Genomic DNA, 18,592 nt, shown 5'->3' on the forward strand with positions numbered 1-18,592 from the left:
GTCAGGCTTGCGCGGCCTGCTTGATCAGGTCGGCGACGGCACCGGGCTGCGAGACGTAGACGGCGTGGCTGCCGGCCACCTCGACGGTCTGCGCGCCGATCCGCTCGGCCATCGCGCACTGCGCCGGCGGCGGGATCATGCGGTCGTCGGAAGCCACCAGGTACCAGGCCGGCTTGGTACGCCAGGCCGGCTGCGAGACCGCGCCGCCGAGCGCGTCCACGCCCCACGGAACCTGGGAGTCGGCCAGGAACTCGGCGTCCGAGACCGGCAGGTCACCGGCGAAGGAGTCGGCGAACTTCTCGCGGTCCAGGAACAGGAAGCCGTCGACGGGCGGCAGGATCGGCGGAACCGGGGCGCCGGGCGGCGGGTCGGCGATCAGCGTGTTCACCGACTCGCCCTTGTCGGGGGCGAACGCCGCGATGTACACCAGCGCCGCCACCTTCTCGTGCGTGCCCGCCTCGGTGATCACGGCGCCGCCGTAGGAGTGGCCGACCAGGGTCACCGGTCCGTCCAGCCCATCGATGACCCGGCGGGTCACGGCCACGTCGCCTTCCAGCGAGACCGTGGGGTTCTGCACGATGGCCACGCGGTAGCCGTCGGCCTTGAGTGCCTCGTAGACGCCCTGCCAGCCGGAGCCGTCCACGAATCCTCCGTGGACGAGCACGACATTCCCGCGCGGCGCGTTGTCGCTCATCATTCCTCCAGGGTTCGTCGGGTCTGGAACGCACCGCCGCAGGTGTTGCCGCGTGCGCTGCCCTTGTCGAGAACCCTAGGAATACGGACGATTCCCCGCCTCCGTCGAATGACGTAGTTCCGGCGACATTGTTCCGGACGACCCGTCACCGCCGGTCCGACCGGGTGAACGCGCGCCTGGTCGAAGGGCCGTCGTTCGTCCCCTCGACGGCCAACGCGTCCTCGAAGCCGCGATGCCGGTCGTCGTCGGCCGCAGGCGCGGTCGACCAGGCGCGGCTCGGCGTTCTTCCTCGCGGACATCCCGCGCACCGGTGGATCGTTGATGCTCCTCGGCGAACCGGGAGTGGGAAAGACGGCGCTGCACGACGCTGTCGCCCGCGAAGCCGAGGCCGCCGGGATGCGGGTGCCGTCCACCGTGGGTGTGCAGTACCGGGCGCAGACCGGTTACGGCGCGCTGCGGCAACTGCTGATGTCCACACCCGAGAGCCGGTCGGCGGCAACGGGCGTTGCCGTCCTCGCCGCGGCCCTGGATTTCAAGCGTGGGCCGGCTCCCGGACACGACACGGTCGCCGAGGCCGTGGTCTCCCTGGTCGCCGACCTGTTCCGGGATCGGCCCACCCTGCTGGTGCTGGACGACGCGCATTGGCTGGACCGGGCCAGTGCCGTCGTGCTGGGGCAGGTGGCGCGTCGACTGCCGGACAGCGGCCCCGGGACCGGGACCGTCTGTGCGATCCGGATCGGCGACGAGAGCTTCTTCGACCACAGCGGGCTTCCACTGCACGAACTGGGTCCGCTCAGCGAGGCCGCGTCGGAGGAGCTGCTCCGCCGTCGCTTCCCGGCGCTGGTTCCGCGGGTCCGACGTCGACTGATGGCCGACGCCGAAGGCAATCCCCTCGCGCTGCTGGAGCTCCCCGCCGCGCTCACCGATTCCCAGCGGACCGCCGGGCAAGCCCTGCCGAAGCGCATTCCGCTCACACAGCGCCTCCAGGCCACGTTCGCCTCCCGGATCACCACCTTGCCCGCCGCCACGCGGCACCTCTTGCTCGTGGCGGCCCTGGAAGGCAGCGGCAACCTGATGATCGTGCGCCGGGCGGTCGCCGGGCGATGTCGCATGAAGCACCTCGCCCCGGCGGAGCGTGTCCGGTTGATCCACGTGGACGAGACGACCGGCCGGCTCGAATTCCGGCACTCGCTGATGCGCTCCGCGGTGGTGGACCTGTCGACCAACGATCAGCGGCGCGGCGTGCACCGCGCACTCGCGGAGGCCTGGGTCGGCGTTCCCGAGCAGCGGGTCTGGCACCTGGCGCAGGCCGCGGTGGAACCCGACGAACAGCTCGTGGCGTTGCTCGAGGAGGCCGCCGAGGTCGGTGCGCGGCGCGGCGACGGGCCGAACGCGGTTGCGGCGCTGGTGCGTTCCGCCGAGCCGAGCCCGGCAGGGGCCGAACGAGCCCGGCGGCCGGCGAAGGCGGCGTACGTCGGCGCGAACCTGACCGGCGACGTACGCGATGTGCCACGGCTGCTCGACGACGCCCGGCAGGCCGCCCCCGACGCGGACTCCCCCGCCGCCGCGGTGGCCGCCGCGCTGTACCTGCTCAACAGCCACGGCGACGTCGACACCGCCCACCGCCTGCTGAGCGGCACCATCGCACTACAGCCCGAGCCGTACGACCTCGGCGACGCCACCCTGTTCGAGGCACCGTCCACCCCTGCTGATGGTGTGCGTCTACGGCGGCCGAGGCGACCTGTGGGCGCACTTCGACGCGTCCATCGCCACCTGCACCTCGGTCCCGGACACGCTGCGGCTGTTGCGGGCCGGCTTCGCCGACCCGGCCCGCGCCCACGCGTCCGACTGGGCCCGCCTCGACGCCGCCATCGCGGAACTCCCGGGCACCTGCGACCCGATCCGGATCGTGCGCATCGGCACCGCCGGCGCCTACGCGGACCGGCTCGGCGCCATGGAGGAGCCGCTGCTGCGCACCGCGCGCGGCGGACGCACCGGGGAGAACAACTTCCCCGCCACCCAGGCCTCGTTCCTGTGGGGCAGCCACGCCTGGTTCACCGGCCAGTGGCCCAAGCTTCGCGAGGTCGTCGGCAACGGGCCGGCCCTGTGCGACGAATACCACTACCCGCTGCGCTCCTGGACCGGGCAGTTCCTGCTCGCCTGCGTTTCCGCGGCGTGCGGCGACTTCACCACCGCCCGCACGCTCGCCGACCGGATGGACCAGTGGGGCGGGTCCCGCCGCGCCAACGCCATCCGCTGCTACGCCGCCCACGCCAAGACGTTGATCGCGCTGTCCCGGGGCGACTTCGAAGCGGCCTACCGGCACGCCTGCCGGATCTCGCCGGCCGGATCCCTGGCCCCCTTCACCGGCCACGCGTTGTGGGCGCTCCTCGACACTGTCGAGGCCGCCGTCCGAACCGGCCACCGCGACCGGGCCCTTGCCCACGTCGAGGCCGCGAGGGAAGCCGGGTTGGACATGGTGTCGCCGTGCCTGCGCGTCGTCCTGCTCGCTTCCGCGGCCATGGCGACGCGGGACGACGAGGAAGCCGTCGTGGGGTTCCGCGACGCGCCGGCCATCGAGGACGGCGAGCGGTGGCCGTTCGACCGTGCCCGTATCCGGCTGTACTGCGGCGAACGCCTGCGCCGCGGCAGGGCGCAGGCCCAGGCCCGCGACCACCTGGCCGCCGCCGTGGAGGTCTTCGAACAACTCGGCGCAGACCCGTGGACCGCCCGCGCCAACAAGGAACTCCGCGCCTGCGGCCGCCCGGTGCACGCCCGGCCGCGGCCGGAGGAATCGGCCCTGACACCGCAGGAGCGCGAGGTCGCGAGCCTGGCGGCCGCGGGACTGACCAACAAGCAGATCGCCGAGAAGTTGTTCCTGTCCCCGCGCACTGTCTCCACCCACCTCCACCACCTGTTCCCGAAGCTGGGCATCACGTCCCGGGCCGCGCTGCGCGACGCGCTGGAGCGGCGGGACCATCCCCTGGGCGCGCCGGCGACCCGCACGCGGGCGTGAACCTGCTCGGTGCCGGAGCGCGCCGTTCGACCTTGTCGCGACGACAACGTTTCCACCGGTGCCACGCGAATCGGAGAGCTCGCAGCCCCGGTCGGCAGCACGACCCGCGCGGTACGGCACCACCGCAGGCTCGGATTCGCCCGTCGCATGGCCGTCCCGACCTTGTTCGTAACGAACATGTTCGCTATCGTCGTCATGTGACCGCACGCCGGAAGAGTCCCGTCGGCCGCCGCTGCCGCAGTTCGCCACCGCGACGGCCGCCGAGCAGTCCGCGCGGGACACCGCCCCCGGCGCCCGGAACGAGATGGACGCCCTCGCTGTCGCAATCCACGCCGCCCCGCCGCGGACGCACCCGCACGTGGCCGCGCTCGCCGACCGGTTGTCGTCCGGCCCAGGCGAGGCCCACCCGTCCTGGGGCCTCCACGTCCTGATCAACGACATGGAGCAGACCGGCAGGTCGGACCGGGGACAACCCCGGCAGGTCCCCACCACCCACACCCGGCCGCCACAACGGCCGGACCACGCAGGGAACATCGCCATGACCACCCCTCACCACCCCATCGCGATCATCGGCGCCGGCCTCGGCGGCCTGACTCTCGCCCGTGTCCTGCGTGTCGGCGGCGTCGCCGCGGCCGTGTTCGACCTGGAGTCGTCCGCCCAGGCCCGCGGTCAAGGCGGCATGCTCGACATCCACGACGACTCCGGCCAGGAAGCGCTGCGCGCCGCCGGCCTCCACGACCGGTTCCGCGCCCTCATCCACGCCGGCGGCGAAGCCACCCGCATCGTGGCCCCCGACGGCACGGTCCGCATGGACGAGCCCGACGACGGTGGCGCGGGTCGCCCCGAAGTCGACCGCGGCGAACTGCGCGACCTGCTCCTGAACTCCCTTCCGGCGGACACGTTCCATTGGGGGCACAAGGCCACCGGCGCCCGGCCGCTCGGCAATGGCCGCCACGAAGTGGCCTTCGCCGACGGCGGCGTCGTCACCACCGACCTGCTCGTGGGAGCCGACGGCGCCTGGTCCCGGATCCGCCCACTGGTCTCCGCCGCCACCCCCGCCTACACCGGCGTCTCCTTCGTCGAGACCGACCTGCACGACGCGGCCACGCGCCACGCGACAAGCGCGGCCCTGGTCGGCTACGGCTTCTTCATCGCGCTCGGCGACGGCAACGGCTGCCCCGCGCACCGCGAGAGCGACGGCGGCCTGCACGCGTACACGGCCCCGAAGGTCGACCAAGACCGGCTGGAAGGTGTCGACTTCACCGACACCGACGGCGCCGGGAAAGCCGTCCTCGCCCACTTCGACGCCTGGGACGAGAGCCTGCGCGCCTTGGTCGCCGACGCCGACGGCGCACTGACCCCGCGCCGCATCCACGCCCTGCCCGTCGGTCACCGCTGGGACCGCGCCCCCGGGGTGACGCTCCTGGGTGACGCCGCCCACCTGATGTCCCCGTTCGCCGGCGAAGGAGCCAACCTCGCCATGCTGGACGGCGCCGAACTCGGCCGTGCGGTCCTCGCCCACCCCGGCGACACCGAGGCCGCGTTGAGCGCGTACGAGCGGGCCCTCTTCCCCCGAAGCGAGGCCTCCGCCGCAAACTCCGCCGACAGCCTCCGGCTCATGTTCGGCGACGACGCCCTGAACCGGCTGCTCGACCAGTTCGCCGGCTTCGGGCAGGCCGACCACTGACCCATCCCCGTCAGGGCTCCGATGTCCCAACGGACAGGCATGACACCGGAGTTCCGATCCGCGAACCAACACCACACGTCCGCCCGGCCCGGTGCGCCACGACCGACCCGGCAACCGCGGCCTCGGTGCGCCATTCGGCCACTCGGCCACTCGGCCACTCGGTCAGGCGTTCAGGCGTTCAGGCGTTCGCTGATCTCCCACAGCCGGGCGGCGGCTTCCGGGTCGACGGCATACGGCAGTACGCTCCGGGTGGCCTTCCCCCGGTGACCCGGCCCGCGAGTTGCGCGTCCCGGTCGACCAACTCATCGGCGATCGGGCCCACCTGACCCGGTTGGTCCGTCGACCGCCGCACCGGCACCCTGCACGGCGTGGCCCCCACGTCGTCGACCCGGACAACGCCCGGCGCCCGTGGACTCGTTCGGCCGAGGTACTCGCGGACGCCGGCTGAACCGCCCGGCCACCGCCCCGACCACATCCGCTGCTCCGGGACGTCCACCTCGGATACCCGGGAGCAATACGTAGCCGGCGGTCCCTGCGGACCCGTCTCCTCGCGCCTCCACCGGGCGTTCCCCAGGCTGCGCGGCACATCCCTCGGTCGATTGCGGGACGCCCTGGAGAAAGAACGCGGCACCGACAACGCAGCGTGGCCCCGGATTTGAGTCAAATGACGGAAGAGGCCAAGTCCACCGCACTCCTAGGATCCTCGACACGGCCGTGCCGTCGCCGTCGGCCCCGAAGCACCCCGGAGGAATGGTGAGCGACAACGCACCACGCGGAAACGTCGCCGCCCCCCGGGGGGTTCGTGGACGGCTCGGGCCTGCCGGGCCCGCGGCCTGCGATACCGGCCGGAACACCGCAAGCACACCACCACTCACACGTTGCCCGTACCGCTTCCCGGTGGGCATCGTGGCCGCGCTCGCACCGGTGAGCTCCCGCGGCAACGTGATCGAACGACAGGGGCGGACGCATGAGGGTCAGTATCGTGGGCGGCGGGATTGCCGGGCTGACCTGTGCCCTGAGCCTGCACGCCGCCGGTTTCCGGCCGCGGGTGAGCGAGGCGGCGCGGACGATCGAGGCGGTGGGCGTGGGGATCAACCTGCTGCCGCACGCCGTCCGGGAACTCGCCGAACTCGGCCTGGCCGACGAACTGGCCGCCATCGCCCTGCCCCCACAGCGGCTGAGCTACCGTGACCGGGCGGGTGAACCGGTGTGGGAGGAGTCGCTCGGACTGGCGGCCGGCTACCAATGGCCGCAGTATTCCGTGCACCGCGGCCACCTGCACGTCATGCTGTTGGCCGCCGTGCGCGAGCGCCTGGGGCCGCACGCTGTCCGCACCGGCCTGCGGTTCCAACGCTTCGAACAGACGACGGACGGCGTTCGGGCCCATTTCCTGGACCGGTCGAACGGCGCGCCGACCGTGGAGGACGCCGATGTGTTGGTCGGCTCCGACGGCATCGACTCCGCGGTCCGCGCCCGGCTCCACCCCGACGAGGGCCCCTCCCGCTGGAACGGTGTCCACATGTGGCGCGGGGTCGCGCGGTACCCGCACATCCTCGACGGCCGCTCGATCGTGGTGGCCGGCGGCACCCCCGGGGCGAAATTCGTCGCCTACCCGATCGAGGATCCCGCGACCGAGGGTGGCGAAGCCCTGCTGAACTGGGTGCTGGAGGTACGGCACGGGCCGTCCGCCGAACCGCGGGACCGCGCGAACCGTCGCATCACGACGACGGAGGCCCACGCCGGCCTGGCGGACTGGAACCTGCCGTGGATCGACCCGACGACGCTGGTCGAGCGCTCCTCGGCGATTTTCGAGTATCCGATGCTCGACCGCGACCCGCTGCCGCGCTGGAGTTTCGGACGCGTCACCCTGCTCGGTGACGCCGCGCACCCGATGTTCCCGATGGGCATGAACGGCGGATCGCAGTCCATCGTCGACGCCCGGGTACTGGCCTGGTGCCTGGCACGGGACGGCGACCCCGTGGCCGCGCTTCGCCGCTACGACCACACGCGCCGACCGACGGTCAACGCGATCGTACTGGCCAACCGGGAGTTGGGGCCGGAAGAGATCATCGCGCGAGCCGCGGAGCGCGGTGGAACACTGCCCACCGGCGAGGCCGAGAAGATCGCGAACCGCTACCGGGAGCTGGCCCAGGCCACGGTGGCGCAGGTCAACACCCACCCTTCGTGGGAGGTTTCACGAACGCCGGCGACGGACTGAGCAGGGTCGGGGACCGGCGCGGTTTGTCCTTGGCGGCGACGGTCTCGGCATTGGCCGCCTTGGCCTCGGCCGCGGTGGGGCCCAGCTTCTTGCCGCCCTGGTCGGGTTGGAGCGTGAAGACGGCGATCGCGTTCTTGGCCGAGTTGCCCGGCAGGGTGCCAAGGTTCCACACCACCTTGCCGTCGTCCCGGGATGCCGGAGGAGGCGCGGAGTTCAGGAAGTGGCCCTGGCGCACGGAGGGTCCGTCCATGGACAGGCTGACCTTCTCGGCCTGGACACCGGTCGTGTTGCGGACCGTCCACACATAGGTGGCGACCGAATTGGCCGCCACCTTGCCGACGATCGTGCCCGATACCTCCAGTACGGTCCCGGACTTCGCGGTGACGCTGTCCCGTACTCCGGTCCCGGCGTCGTCGGCGGTGATCTCGACGGTGGTGGTGAGCGGACCGGTCGTCGTCATCGGAGGACTCCCACTTGGCACCGTCGGCGGTGACTTCGGCCCAGGACTCCAGCGCGGGCGTGGGATCGGCGATGTTCGCGGCGGTGACCTCGGCGGTGGCGGTGAGCCTGCCGCCGGCGTCACTGCCCACCCTGGTGATCAGCGGGACGGTCCAGCCGTCGGCGGGCTCGAGATCGGCGGTCTTGAACCGGTACTTGCCGCCCCCGAGGTCCTCGATCGCGCCCATCTTGACCGCGTCCCGGTACTTGGGGCGCAGGGTGACCTTGGCCCGCAGTTGCACCGTCACCAGTACGCCGGTTGCCTTGGTCGGGCCGTTGTTGTCGATGCGCCACTGGAAATTCAGGTCGCTCCCCGACCGGACCTCGGCCGGGAACGCGTACCCCTCCTGGAGGCTGAGTTCCGCGTCCGTCGCCGGGGCCGGCGCCGGCACCGTGGGCGAGGCCCCGCCGCCGGACAGCCGCAGCGCCGGGACCCCGAAGTCGACCCGCTTCAGCACGTAGGGCTTGCCCTTGATCGCGGACTCACCGGGGAAGATCTCGTTCACGTCGGCGGGGTCGCCGTTCGGCCGGTCCCCGGCGAGGTAGAGCGGGGAGTCGGACTTGGCGAGGAAGGCGTAGTGCCCGGCGGCGATGGCCGGCACCTTGCCGTCCTTGACCGCCTGGGGCATGCACCGGTCGAGCATCTCGGGCAGTCCCGCACAGCCCCAGATGATCACCTTGCCCGCAGTGCTCAGCGCGGCGGCGAAGTTCGGCTCGCCCGCCGTGACCGCGACGATCTTCCCCTGGTGCTCGGCCGGGAACCGGCTGACGGGCTTCTTCCCCCACTTCCACGACCCGGCCGTGGCGTACCGCGATGTTCCAGTTCTCGTCCACGGAGGCGAGGCCGGTGACCCCGCCGTGGCCGACCTTGCGGGTGATCCAGGTACGGCTTCCGCGCATCACCACCCGGCCGGAGCGCAGGGGCACCGAGCCGCCGGCCTTCTCGTCCCGCTCGCCCATGGCCACCGTGAACCCTCCGTCGTTCGTCGTCTCGTCGCCGTCGTGGAGCGCCTGGAACGTAAGAGCGCTTGGAACGTATGAGTTGGCGCTATTCCCGGCGCGGCGGCGGACGGTAACCCGATTCCGTGAAGATCACCCGTAGATGGGAACGGGCGCGGCCGAGGTCGCCCCGGTGGCCAGTCGTGGGTCCGGTCGGGTGCCGACTCATGTGCCGGGATCGAACTCTCGGAGAACTGGTGGGCCTGTTGGGGGCATGTCGTAGCCGCCCTACCGAGGGCGAGGCCGGAACGGTTGCCTTTTCCCGCTGTCGATGCTGTTCCTGGGCGTGCCACAGCGCCGCATCGTCGATACCGCGCTCCGTCGTTGCGGCGCTGTGAGACGGGATCGTGCCGAGAGCCGGCAACGTCTCGGCTCAAGGGCACCGGGGTGGCCGCGACGAGCGATCGTCCCGGATCCCGAGCCGGGTCGTCCATGGCCTCGACCACCGGTAGGGACGACGGCGACCGGGCGGCCATCGACAGTGTCGGGTGGCCGCCGACAGTGTCGGGTGGCCGCCGACGCTGTCGTTGTGGACGCGTGGATCTGCCGGCGGGAAGTCCGGCGGCAGCCGAGCCGTGCCGGCCACGCGCCGGCCTCGTCCCCCGGGTACCGCTCGACCGGTGCACCGAGCAGCCGACTTGCCGGGCGAACCGGCCGGGCCCGGCGTCGACGGTGAGCATGGGGGTGGGCCGAGTCCGCCCTCATCGAAGCCTCGCCGAGCGTTGCTCTATGCTCGCGACGATCAACGTTGGGCGAGTTCGGGGGAACGTGATGCGTCAGAGGCTTGTCCATGTCGTCGCGGTGGGGGTGCTCGGACTCGGGTGCCCGATGTGGCTATCCGGCTGTACCTCGTCGAATGGGTCGGGGCCCTCCGCGTCGAAGGGATCCCCCCGGCCGGCGAGTGGCCCGAACTCCGCGAAGGGACCGGCCTATTCGGGTCCCACGCTCCCCGGTCTCCAGCCCGGCCCGGTGTGGTCGCTCTCGACGCCGGACGGCGCGGGCGGCGAGAAGCCGAACGTCTTTCCGGTGGGTACCGCGGTCGTTGTCGCCACCCCGAACGGCGCACGGACGGCGGTGGAGTTGCGGGACGCCGCCACCGGACAGGTCCGCAAGAACTTCACCGCCGACGGCCGGGTCACAGGTGAAACGTGGTGGGGCAAGCCGGCGATCGTCGTGCGGGGACAGCGCGTTGTGCCGTCGGACGGGCTGAGCGCCGAGAAGCGTTCGTGGTCGGTCGACGCGTACGACGAGCGCGGCGAGCCACTCGGGCGCGTCGAACTGCCCCTGCTGGGGCGGGAGAACACCAACGGCGCCGCGATCGAGGACGGTTGGCTGATCCGGACCGACGACAACCGCCCGGGCGGGAGTGTGACCGTGCTGCGTGCGGGCGACACGGGGCCGGGGCAGTCGTTCAGCTGCGCGAGCGATTGCAGTTTCGCGGTCGGAGGTGGGCGTCGCGCCTCCGTGGTCGGTGCCGGCGAGGTGCCGCTCCTGGTGGACGGAACGGTGTTCACGATCGAGCGCATGGGCACCGGCACGCTCGCCCCGCGTCGGATCGTCGCCCATGACCCGGCCTCCGGCGCGCGGCGGTGGGCCACGGACACGGTGGAGAAGCCGGCCGGCGCCGATCCGAAGGCGTACGACACCGGCTCGCTGCCGAACATCCTCGGCTCCGTCGACGGCAGGATCGCCATCGCGTGGGACACCAAGCCCTACGGCCAGGCCGCGGTGCTGAGTCTCCACGATCCGGCCACCGGTCGCCTGGTGGCCACCGGGCCCACCAGTCCCGAAGGAGCCTCGACCGTCCTCACCGACACGACCGGCGCGGTGGCGGTGCTGGGCAGCGGCGGCAGCAACTCCCGCAGCACCGTCTGGGAGCCGTCGTCGGGCCGTACGTTGTGGCAGCAGGCCGCGGACGAACACCCGCTCAGCGCCGACGGCGTCGTCGGTGGTGTGCTCTACGGGATCCGGGCCGACCAGGACGTGATGAACACCCGGACCCCCATCGCCGTCGACGTGCGCACCAAGCAGGTTCTCGCGCAGGGCTTCGACAAGACCTACCTACCGACGCCGATCGGCGACCGTTTCGCCGTGGTCAGCACCCGCCTCGCGATGTTCGTCTTCGCCGTCCAGCCCCGGTAGCGCGCCGCGCGCACCCGCGCCCGCGCGGGGGACTTCGTGGTGGTGTTTCCGGAGACCTTGCCGTCCGACACACACCCGCGCCCGCGCGGGGAACTTCCGGCGCTTTCGGACGGACCGCCGACGCCCATCCGTTCCGTCCGGAGTCGCAAGGTGGCCATCCACCAGGACGGGACGCTCAAGACCACTTCAGGCGGGTGCGCCGCCGCCCGCGACGCGGCACTGCGAGCCGGGCGATCCTCCCAACCCGTCGAACCCGGACCGGGAGTGCCCGGCGGACGACGACCACACCGACCGGTAGCCGGAAGCGGCCGATCCCCCGGCGGGCACGGCCCGGCGCCGACCGCACTCACCAACGCCGGCGAACTCCCGTACAGCGCGACCCCTTTGCGCGCAGGCCGTCGCCGATCCGCGCCGACCCGACGCCGCCTCCCTTCGCCCTCTCACCGCACACGCCCGAGCTCGGTGATCATCCGTGATGAAAGCGGCCACGCATACGGCACGACCGGGGCCGGGAGGCGGTGGGTCACTCGTCGTGGGGTCGGACCGTCGGGGCGCGCTCGGGCGCGTCCTGCGATCCGGCCGACGCCGACTTCCGCGAAAGCGTCACGACAATTCGGGCGCACCCTCCCGGACGGGCTCCGCGGATTCCGGGTGACCCGGACCGCCGGCCGATGCGGCGTCACGCAGCGCCGCCTCGACCCGGCGGTTGCCGGTCATGGTCGCCGTGACGGCGGTCATGGTCAGGAGGAGGCCGGCGGCGGCGTAGAGCGGGGTGCGTATGTCGTACGTGGTGGCCGGCCAACCGCCGAGGAAGGCACCGAACGGGGCCGCGCACATGGCGAGCATGCGGGAGGTGGAGGCGACCCGGCCCATCAGGTGAGCGGGGACGATCGCCTGCCGGAGGGAGGGCCCGAGCACCATCGTGGCGCCCATGCCCGCCCCGCAGACGGCGAGCGCGAGCCCGGCCAGGTACGGATTCGGGGCGGCGGCAAGCCCCAGGATGGCAAGCCCCTCGACCGCGGCCGTGCAGGTCAGCGCGGTGCCGGTGCCGAGTCGCCGGCCGAGGAAGGAGGCTATCCCCGCGCCGAGCAGACCGCCGGTGGCCTCCGCCGTCAGGAGCAGGCCGTAGCCGAAGGTGTCGATGCCGAGACGGTCGTGCGCGAAGAGGGCGAGTACGGTCTCCACGGCGAGGAAGGCGACGTTCCCGACCGCCGGACGGAGCGCGAGCCCGAGCAGCAACCGGTCCCGGAAGACGTACGAGGCCCCGGCCCGCGCCTGCCGAAGCAGCGACTCGCGGGCCTGCGGTACGGGCCGCGGCACGGCGGGCAGCGACCGAACCAGCAGTGCGGAGAGCGCGAACGACACCGCGTCGGCGAGCAGCGGAACCGCCCGCCCGAGCGCGAGCAGCGCACTGCCCGCGGGCGGCCCCGCGAAACCGGACGCAGCGGTCTGGGCGCCGCGCAGACGGGAGTTGGCACGCTCCAGGAGTACGGGGCCGCGGCAGAGCAGATCCGGCAGGTAGGCCGTGGCGGCCGTTTCGAAGAAGAGTCCGCCGAGGCCGAGGAGGAATGCGACGGCCGCGAGCAGTGGAACGCTCAGCACGTCCAGCACAGCCGCCGCCACCGGTATCGCGAGCAGCACCGCACGCGCCGCGTCCGCGACCCACATCGTGCGCCGCCGGTCCCAGCGGTCCACCAGCGCACCGCCGGGCACCCCGAACAGCAGCCACGGCAGCGTCCCGGACGTTCCCTATCCGACCAGGCGGCGGCGCCAGTCCAGAGGGCTTACGGTGATCGCCCGACCAGGGTCGCGGTCCCACTCCACGGCCAGGCCAACCGCTTCGAGGGCGACCACAACCTCGTCGCCGACGGCTGCGGTGGTCTCGGACGAACCGTCGAAGCCGCCGTACAGCAGCGTCAATCCGTGGCCTGCCGCCGCCGAGTCCGTGCACTGGGTGTGGAAGTAGACGAAGCCACGGGCGCCGGGCCCGTTTTCGCCGCCGATCTCGGATTCGCCGCAGGTGCGGCAGCAGGTGAAGTGCTCACGGGCGGTGATACCGGCCTTCTGCAGGACGGCAAACGCGCGGGCAAGCCGTTCAGGGTCGGTCTCGCCGTGCCACTCGGCCTGCTCCGCGACGCGTTCCAGCCACATCCGGTCGGCCAGCGCCACCGCCTGCTCACGCGAAACGGGCCGGCGGTCTTCGGTGACCAGGTACTCCTCGGCGAGCTCCGCCAGTTCGGCGCGGGAGGCGTATCCACCGACCAGCACCTCGCGAACCCGCTTCTCCAACAGCTCGTACTCGGCTTCATCCAGGTCGAGCGGCGGCACCTCACGTGAAGGACCCATGGCCAGCACCGACCAGGCCAAACCGGCGCCCCAGCCGGACTCCTGGCGGGCCCAGCCGGTCATCGCCGCGATCACGGCCTCGGGACTGCCGACCGTCACCTGGAAATGCCGGTCGGCGGCACCGTCGCGGTGCTCCAGCGTGTAGTCCCCGCCGGCCTCGTGCCAGACCTGGGCGAAGACATCCGGCAGGTCGGGTACCCGCTGGACCACCAGAAACCGATCACCGTCACCGCCGATTCGCCGGACCAACTCGGCCAAGTCCTCGGCGGACACACGGACGTGCCGCTCCCCATTCTCCGTCTGCACCACGATCTCGAGCATGCGCAGACTCTGACACACCCCCCTGACAGCGAAGCACCGGCCTCGGAGGATCGGGTGGCCCGGGGGAATCTCACCCCGGGCTCCCACAGAACGCAGCGTGACAGTCTCCCGTCACTCCGCTCTTCTCATCGAGTCGATACGAACCGGCGATCCCACGCCCAGTGTGCCCGGTTGCACTCCTGTCCGGGCGCGGCGAGACGTGCGCCGGGGAACGAGCTATGCACCGTCGTTGCCGTCGCGCAGGGAATGAATCATGCTCTGCAGGATCCGGAACGCGTCCGACTGCTCGGTCTCGGTCATACCGGCCAGCATTTTGACCTCGACGGACCGGACCGCCACGGTCGCCTTCGCCAGGCTCCGTCGGCCGCGAGGCGTGAGCCGCGTGGGCAGAACCTTCCCGACGGGCGCCTCCGCGGGCCTGGTCACGCAGCCGTCTCGCTCCAGGGCCTGCAGCAGCACGTTCATCGACTGCCGTGTCACGAACGCGCCCCGCGCGAGCTCGGAGTTCGACAGGCCCGGCCGTTGGGCCAACAGTTCGAGGCAGGAGTAGTGCGTCACGGTCATCCCGAGTGGCCGCAGCACCTCCTCCATTGCCGCGCGCAGGGCGCTCGAGGCCTCCTTCAGCAGGTAGCCCAGTGATTTGTCCAGGTCGACGCCGGCACCGTTTTGACTCATGTCAGAATTCTGACATACATTGATCCGTGTCAGAAACCTGACACACAGAGCGAAGGAGCATCGCCATGCCCGTCACCGGCCCCGACTTCATCTCGCTCCAGGCGAACGACCTCGACGCCTCGCAGGCGTTCTACCAGCGGTACCTCGGCCTCGTCCGCTCGCAGGCCGGACCTCCGCACGCCGTCGTCTTCGAGACGAAGCCGATCGCGTTCGCACTCCGCGACGTCCTTCCCGGCACCGATCTCGCATCCGTCGCCCGGCCCGGCATCGGCGCCGCGATCTGGTTCCACGCCACCGACGTCCAGGCCATCCACGATGCCCTCGTCGCCGACGGCCACACCATCGTCTCCGCACCGATCGACGGCCCCTTCGGCCGCACATTCACCTTCGCCGACCCCGACGGCTACCAAATCACCCTCCACGACCGCGCCTGATACGCCCGACACCACCGGACGATCACCGGCCCCCGAAGACCGCGGTTGCGGCGCCCGAGGCGCGAGAATCCGGGCGACATTCATTGGCTCGTCGCCTTCAACCGCGCAGACCGGTCCGGCGCGTCGGTGCCGGGGGTGGGGGTCGAGGTGGAGGTCGAGGTCGTCGCGCTGTTGGAACGGTGACCGGATCCCAGCGGGGACGAGAACGACATCTCGCCGCGGCCGACCGGTCCGCTCACCCGGTCGAGCGTCCGGCTTCACCGCGGGCGAGGCGCTCGTTGCGCGCCCATCGTGCAGGGCCGGCGTCCCCCGTCGCCGGTGTCCTGCCCCACCCGACGGCCTATCCCCCGAGGCCGCCGGAGCCGGACGCGGTCGCGCCGGCCGACACCACGCCGGCGCCGGCCGCACCCGAATGCGCGCGAGGCGCGGTGGCGGTCCAGGTGCGGTCGCCTCGAGTACTCGATCCATGCCGCATCAGCGAACCTTTGCCCCGTCGGGGCGAGACGCTCCCTTCGGATGCCGGTCCGGTGTGCAACTGGACGGTCCCTGACCGCGTGTCCTTCCGGCTCCAAAACCGTGTGCAAGCCTCCCGGAAGGTCTTTACCCTCCAGGAATGGATCTTCGCGAAGAACTGCCGAGCGACAGACCGGCCGTGCGGGATGTTCACCTGCGGGCGTTCGGCGACCATGGCCTTGTCGTGGCCGACTTGGTCGATACCCTGCGGGACACCATCACGCCCGAGGACGGTCTTTCGCTGGTCGCCGAGCACGACGGGCAGGTCGTCGGCCATGTCATGTTCACCCGCGGTCTCCTTGATGCCCCTCGGCGGCTGGTTGAAGTGCAAGTCCTCAGTCCGTTGGCCGTGATGCCCGAGCTCCATGGGCGCGGTATCGGCTCGACCCTGGTCCGACACGGACTGGGGATCCTCGCCGAGCGGGCTGTTCCCCTCGTCTTCCTGGAGGGCGATCCGGGCTATTACTCGCGTTTCGGCTTCGTTCCCGGTGGTGGCCCGGGCTTCCGGAAGCCATCCCTGCGTATTCCGGACGGTGCCTTCCAGGCCATCAAACTCCCGAAGTACGAGCCATGGATGACGGGGACGCTGGTCTATGCAGAGCCGTTCTGGCGGCATGACGCAGTCGGCCTGCGTGACCCCCACGCATAGCGACGCCGGCGCCGATACCGCTGTTGTGACATGACGCGCCGTTTGGATGCCGGTCCGGGCGGCGCGATGTCGCCAGGCTGTGGGGGTGGCAGAACGAGTAGGCGTCCGCGAGATCGAGGACGACGCGGGCAGGCGGTTGCCGAGGATCATCCGCAGAGGCACCGGGCCGGTGGTGACCCGGCGGCGAGCCCGCATGAAGTCAGGCACCTGTTCGCCGCCTACGACCCGGGCACGGACAGGCTCTACGGCCACCTCAAGCCGAGGAAGAACCGCACAAGGTTTCCGGAGTTCCGCCGCTGCCTGCGCAGCCTCCACCCGCCGCAGATCCGTATCGCGATCGTGCTCGACAACCTCTCCCCGCACCCGCCCACGAAGAAGGACACCCGGGTCGGCGACTGGGCCGCGGCCAACAACGTCGAGGCGGATGCCGAAGAGTCGGCCGCTCCGGCGGCCCTGGAGGGTCCGCCGTGAGCCGGCCGCCGTGGGCCTGCCTGTGCTCGGGCGGGGGCTCGCCGGTACTGGCAACAGACGGTGCCGAGGCGGACGTCGACGAGGAGCCCAAGCACGGCGGCTGGGGGAATGGTGCACGGTCGGAACAAGCCCTCTCCGCCAGTAGTGCTTGGAGCCGGAGCCGGTGATGTCAGTGGGCCGGAGGATCCGTATGTACCCGGAGGGATCCGTATATACGACGAGAACGGCAAGGCGGCGGTCGGGCACACCTCCACGGCCGGCACCTTCTCGTCCGCGACCGTTGACGGCCGGACCCCCGGGGCCTCACGGATCTGCTTGCGGTGGTACTCGGCAGTCCGGCCGACCAACGTGTACTTCGCGAAGTCGGCGGCTTGGACCTTCACCCACGATCCCCGAACGCCGTGACGGCCCCGTTCTCGTATAGCTACGGCCAGGTGGTGTGTAGCCAACGGTGAGGCTCAGGGGCGGGGGTTCGGATGTCGTCCCTCGCTGAGCATCAGACACCGACCGTCTGTTCGTCGTGCTCGCGCAGCATCCGCATGACGGTGGCGGGTGAGGGGTGCCGGCCCTTCTTCTTGCCGGTGGTGATGACGAGCTTGGCGGCGATGTCGCGCAGGCTCAGTTCCTGCTTGCGCAGGTGCAGGGCCATGGCGAGCATGTCGGGGTCGGCGACGCTGGCGCCGCCGATGGTCTTGCCGCGGGTGCGGGCGGATTCGTGGTCCTCCAGGGTGCGGTCGCGGGTGTACTCGCGTTCGCACCTGTGAAACGCGCCGACCGCCGCGCCCGTCGCAGAGTCAGGTTCGCCGACGGCCGGCGTGGCCGCGACGCGCCTGGGCGCCGCGCCGTCGCCCGGGCACTTGTCCCAGCCGGCGGCGCGTCCATGCTCGCGGCGGGCCTGTCTGTTTGCCGGCCGTGGCCGACACCGGCGGGATGTCCCGTCACCGCGATCGGACTACCTGGCGGCCTGCGGATCGGCGGACTGCGTGTCTCCCATCTCCACGCGGAAGGGGTATGTCCCGGCTGCGGTGAAGGTGTCGTGGATCGGCATGATGAGCGAGGTGAGGCGACGGACGTTGGCGTCGCCGATCGGCGTCCACAGCGCGGCGCAGTGCGCGTCGGTCTCGGCCTCGATCTGCTCGCGCGCCGCGATGCCGGCATCGGTCGCGGTGCCGTCGGCGTTGAGCCAGCCGCGTGCGACGAGACGTGTCGTTGCCGCGGCCACCTCCTCGTCGTTCCACAGCCGGGTGGCGCGTGCGATCGCTTCCGGGAAGTGACCTGTCGCGGTTTGCAGAACGTTGCAGTCGCACGGCCCGAGGTCGTTGGCGGCGAGCACGATGAAATGCGCGTCGCCGCGCCACTCGCGCAGCACCGTGATCTGCTGCCACAGCGCGACGAGCGGGTCGGATGGGAGGGGGACGGAGGCGTTGGCGGCAGCCATCGTCTTTCCGGCGTAGTCGGCGCCGGCGACGACCGGGGCGATCAGCGATCGCGCCTCGGCGATCTGATCGGCGGTGAGGTTCACGTCGACGCGCTGCAACGCACGATCGACGGCCGCGAAGCGAGCGGCCTGCCACTGCTCCGGCGTTGCGGTATCCCACACGCCTGCCATGGCCTGGACCGACCGCGGGCTGAAGTTGTAGAAGGCCGCGAGCGTGACCTGCCACGGGACTGCGCCCATCGGGGCCGCCCGGAACGCGAAGTACGCCGGTCCGTACTCGGTCACGCCGAGCTTGGCGGCCTCCTCCGGTGCCTCGGGGACGAAGTAGACGAACAGGTGGGTCGCGTTGATGGTGAGGCTGACCTCGCGAACGGCGTTCATGTCCATGTGGGCACGACCAAAGGTGCCGGCGAGATGCATCGCAGGTTGTCTCCTGGCAAGTCGAAGGATCAACGTCGGGTGAGCGGGTGAGGGGGTGGCGCGAAGGTGAA

14 protein-coding genes and 3 pseudogenes are annotated in these 18,592 nt (G+C 71.5%); 9 read left to right on the forward strand and 8 right to left on the reverse strand.

What is annotated here, in order from left to right; all coding sequences use genetic code 11:
• Position 1: 1 nt before the first annotated feature.
• Entirely contained in the window at positions 2 to 694 is a 693-nt protein-coding gene (locus OG948_RS39530; protein WP_331769807.1) for an alpha/beta hydrolase, read from the reverse strand.
• A gap of 321 nt (positions 695 to 1,015) precedes the next feature.
• Between OG948_RS39530 and OG948_RS39535 the strand changes: the two are divergent.
• The 4 genes and pseudogenes from OG948_RS39535 to OG948_RS39550 all read left to right on the forward strand — a co-directional run.
• A pseudogene (locus OG948_RS39535) lies at positions 1,016 to 1,369 on the forward strand (ATP-binding protein); the annotation flags it as partial.
• Between the two features lie 1,036 nt (positions 1,370 to 2,405).
• The gene (locus OG948_RS39540) at positions 2,406 to 3,710 is read left to right on the forward strand and encodes a LuxR C-terminal-related transcriptional regulator (RefSeq protein WP_331769809.1); all 1,305 of its coding nucleotides are present in this window, start codon (positions 2,406 to 2,408) and stop codon (positions 3,708 to 3,710) included.
• 538 nt (positions 3,711 to 4,248) lie between these two features.
• Positions 4,249 to 5,397, forward strand: coding sequence for an NAD(P)/FAD-dependent oxidoreductase (locus tag OG948_RS39545; protein ID WP_331773448.1), 1,149 nt, complete (start codon positions 4,249 to 4,251; stop codon positions 5,395 to 5,397).
• A 967-nt stretch (positions 5,398 to 6,364) separates the two neighbouring features.
• Positions 6,365 to 7,615 (forward strand): flavin-dependent oxidoreductase, encoded by a 1,251-nt coding sequence (locus OG948_RS39550; protein WP_331769810.1) that lies wholly within the window; start codon positions 6,365 to 6,367, stop codon positions 7,613 to 7,615.
• Here the strand turns inward: OG948_RS39550 and OG948_RS39555 are convergent.
• Together OG948_RS39555 and OG948_RS39560 are read right to left on the reverse strand one after the other, a co-directional pair.
• Positions 7,566 to 8,075, reverse strand: a complete 510-nt coding sequence (locus tag OG948_RS39555) for a hypothetical protein (RefSeq protein WP_331769811.1) — start codon at positions 8,073 to 8,075, stop codon at positions 7,566 to 7,568. The genes OG948_RS39550 and OG948_RS39555 overlap by 50 nt on opposite strands.
• Positions 8,076 to 8,139: 64 nt before the next feature.
• Positions 8,140 to 8,757: pseudogene (locus OG948_RS39560) on the reverse strand (hypothetical protein); the annotation flags it as partial.
• Here OG948_RS39560 and OG948_RS39565 point away from each other — a divergent pair.
• Together OG948_RS39565 and OG948_RS39570 are read left to right on the forward strand one after the other, a co-directional pair.
• Positions 8,726 to 9,154, forward strand: a complete 429-nt coding sequence (locus tag OG948_RS39565; RefSeq protein WP_406300950.1) for a hypothetical protein — start codon at positions 8,726 to 8,728, stop codon at positions 9,152 to 9,154. The pseudogene OG948_RS39560 and the gene OG948_RS39565 sit on opposite strands and share 32 nt — an antisense overlap.
• Before the next feature lie 984 nt (positions 9,155 to 10,138).
• On the forward strand, positions 10,139 to 11,254 hold the full coding sequence (locus OG948_RS39570; protein WP_331769813.1) for a hypothetical protein: 1,116 nt from the start codon (positions 10,139 to 10,141) through the stop codon (positions 11,252 to 11,254).
• 603 nt (positions 11,255 to 11,857) lie between these two features.
• Here OG948_RS39570 and OG948_RS39575 read toward each other — a convergent pair.
• From OG948_RS39575 to OG948_RS39585, 3 genes and pseudogenes are all read right to left on the reverse strand, one after another.
• Positions 11,858 to 12,997 (reverse strand): annotated as a pseudogene (locus OG948_RS39575) (MFS transporter); the annotation flags it as partial.
• A 6-nt stretch (positions 12,998 to 13,003) separates the two neighbouring features.
• The gene (locus tag OG948_RS39580; protein WP_331769814.1) at positions 13,004 to 13,921 is read right to left on the reverse strand and encodes a DUF6891 domain-containing protein; all 918 of its coding nucleotides are present in this window, start codon (positions 13,919 to 13,921) and stop codon (positions 13,004 to 13,006) included.
• Positions 13,922 to 14,137: 216 nt separating this feature from the next.
• Complete coding sequence (locus OG948_RS39585; RefSeq protein WP_331769815.1) at positions 14,138 to 14,596, reverse strand: MarR family transcriptional regulator; 459 nt, start codon at positions 14,594 to 14,596, stop codon at positions 14,138 to 14,140.
• 65 nt (positions 14,597 to 14,661) lie between these two features.
• Between OG948_RS39585 and OG948_RS39590 the strand changes: the two genes are divergently transcribed.
• The 3 genes from OG948_RS39590 to OG948_RS39600 all read left to right on the forward strand — a co-directional run bounded on the left by OG948_RS39590 (position 14,662) and on the right by OG948_RS39600 (position 16,663).
• Complete coding sequence (locus OG948_RS39590; protein WP_331769816.1) at positions 14,662 to 15,030, forward strand: VOC family protein; 369 nt, start codon at positions 14,662 to 14,664, stop codon at positions 15,028 to 15,030.
• A 613-nt stretch (positions 15,031 to 15,643) separates the two neighbouring features.
• Positions 15,644 to 16,192: an N-acetyltransferase gene (locus tag OG948_RS39595; RefSeq protein ID WP_331769817.1), complete on the forward strand. Its 549-nt coding sequence runs from the start codon at positions 15,644 to 15,646 to the stop codon at positions 16,190 to 16,192.
• Positions 16,193 to 16,222: 30 nt separating this feature from the next.
• On the forward strand, positions 16,223 to 16,663 hold the full coding sequence (locus OG948_RS39600) for a hypothetical protein (protein ID WP_406300549.1): 441 nt from the start codon (positions 16,223 to 16,225) through the stop codon (positions 16,661 to 16,663).
• 496 nt (positions 16,664 to 17,159) lie between these two features.
• Here the strand turns inward: OG948_RS39600 and OG948_RS39605 are convergent, their stop codons facing one another.
• Both OG948_RS39605 and OG948_RS39610 read right to left on the reverse strand, forming a co-directional pair.
• Positions 17,160 to 17,321, reverse strand: coding sequence for a hypothetical protein (locus OG948_RS39605; RefSeq protein ID WP_331769818.1), 162 nt, complete (start codon positions 17,319 to 17,321; stop codon positions 17,160 to 17,162).
• Between the two features lie 294 nt (positions 17,322 to 17,615).
• Positions 17,616 to 18,488, reverse strand: a complete 873-nt coding sequence (locus tag OG948_RS39610) for an SCO6745 family protein (RefSeq protein WP_331769819.1) — start codon at positions 18,486 to 18,488, stop codon at positions 17,616 to 17,618.
• Between the last annotated feature and the right edge of the window lie 104 nt (positions 18,489 to 18,592).

Source organism: Embleya sp. NBC_00888, assembly GCF_045207655.1.
Classification (GTDB): Bacteria; Actinomycetota; Actinomycetes; order Streptomycetales; family Streptomycetaceae; genus Embleya.

Excerpts from the sequence above, each read along its gene's own strand:
- OG948_RS39555 (WP_331769811.1), bottom strand. The coding sequence starts at position 8,075 with ATGACGACGACCGGTCCGCTCACCACCACCGTCGAGATCACCGCCGAC.
- OG948_RS39540 (WP_331769809.1), top strand. The coding sequence starts at position 2,406 with ATGGTGTGCGTCTACGGCGGCCGAGGCGACCTGTGGGCGCACTTCGAC.
- OG948_RS39550 (WP_331769810.1), top strand. The coding sequence starts at position 6,365 with ATGAGGGTCAGTATCGTGGGCGGCGGGATTGCCGGGCTGACCTGTGCC.
- OG948_RS39600 (WP_406300549.1), top strand. The coding sequence starts at position 16,223 with ATGACGCGCCGTTTGGATGCCGGTCCGGGCGGCGCGATGTCGCCAGGC.
- OG948_RS39580 (WP_331769814.1), bottom strand. The coding sequence starts at position 13,921 with ATGCTCGAGATCGTGGTGCAGACGGAGAATGGGGAGCGGCACGTCCGT.
- OG948_RS39595 (WP_331769817.1), top strand. The coding sequence starts at position 15,644 with ATGGATCTTCGCGAAGAACTGCCGAGCGACAGACCGGCCGTGCGGGAT.
- OG948_RS39605 (WP_331769818.1), bottom strand. The coding sequence starts at position 17,321 with ATGCTCGCCATGGCCCTGCACCTGCGCAAGCAGGAACTGAGCCTGCGC.
- OG948_RS39585 (WP_331769815.1), bottom strand. The coding sequence starts at position 14,596 with ATGAGTCAAAACGGTGCCGGCGTCGACCTGGACAAATCACTGGGCTAC.
- OG948_RS39610 (WP_331769819.1), bottom strand. The coding sequence starts at position 18,488 with ATGGACATGAACGCCGTTCGCGAGGTCAGCCTCACCATCAACGCGACC.
- OG948_RS39590 (WP_331769816.1), top strand. The coding sequence starts at position 14,662 with ATGCCCGTCACCGGCCCCGACTTCATCTCGCTCCAGGCGAACGACCTC.
- OG948_RS39545 (WP_331773448.1), top strand. The coding sequence starts at position 4,249 with ATGACCACCCCTCACCACCCCATCGCGATCATCGGCGCCGGCCTCGGC.
- OG948_RS39530 (WP_331769807.1), bottom strand. The coding sequence starts at position 694 with ATGAGCGACAACGCGCCGCGCGGGAATGTCGTGCTCGTCCACGGAGGA.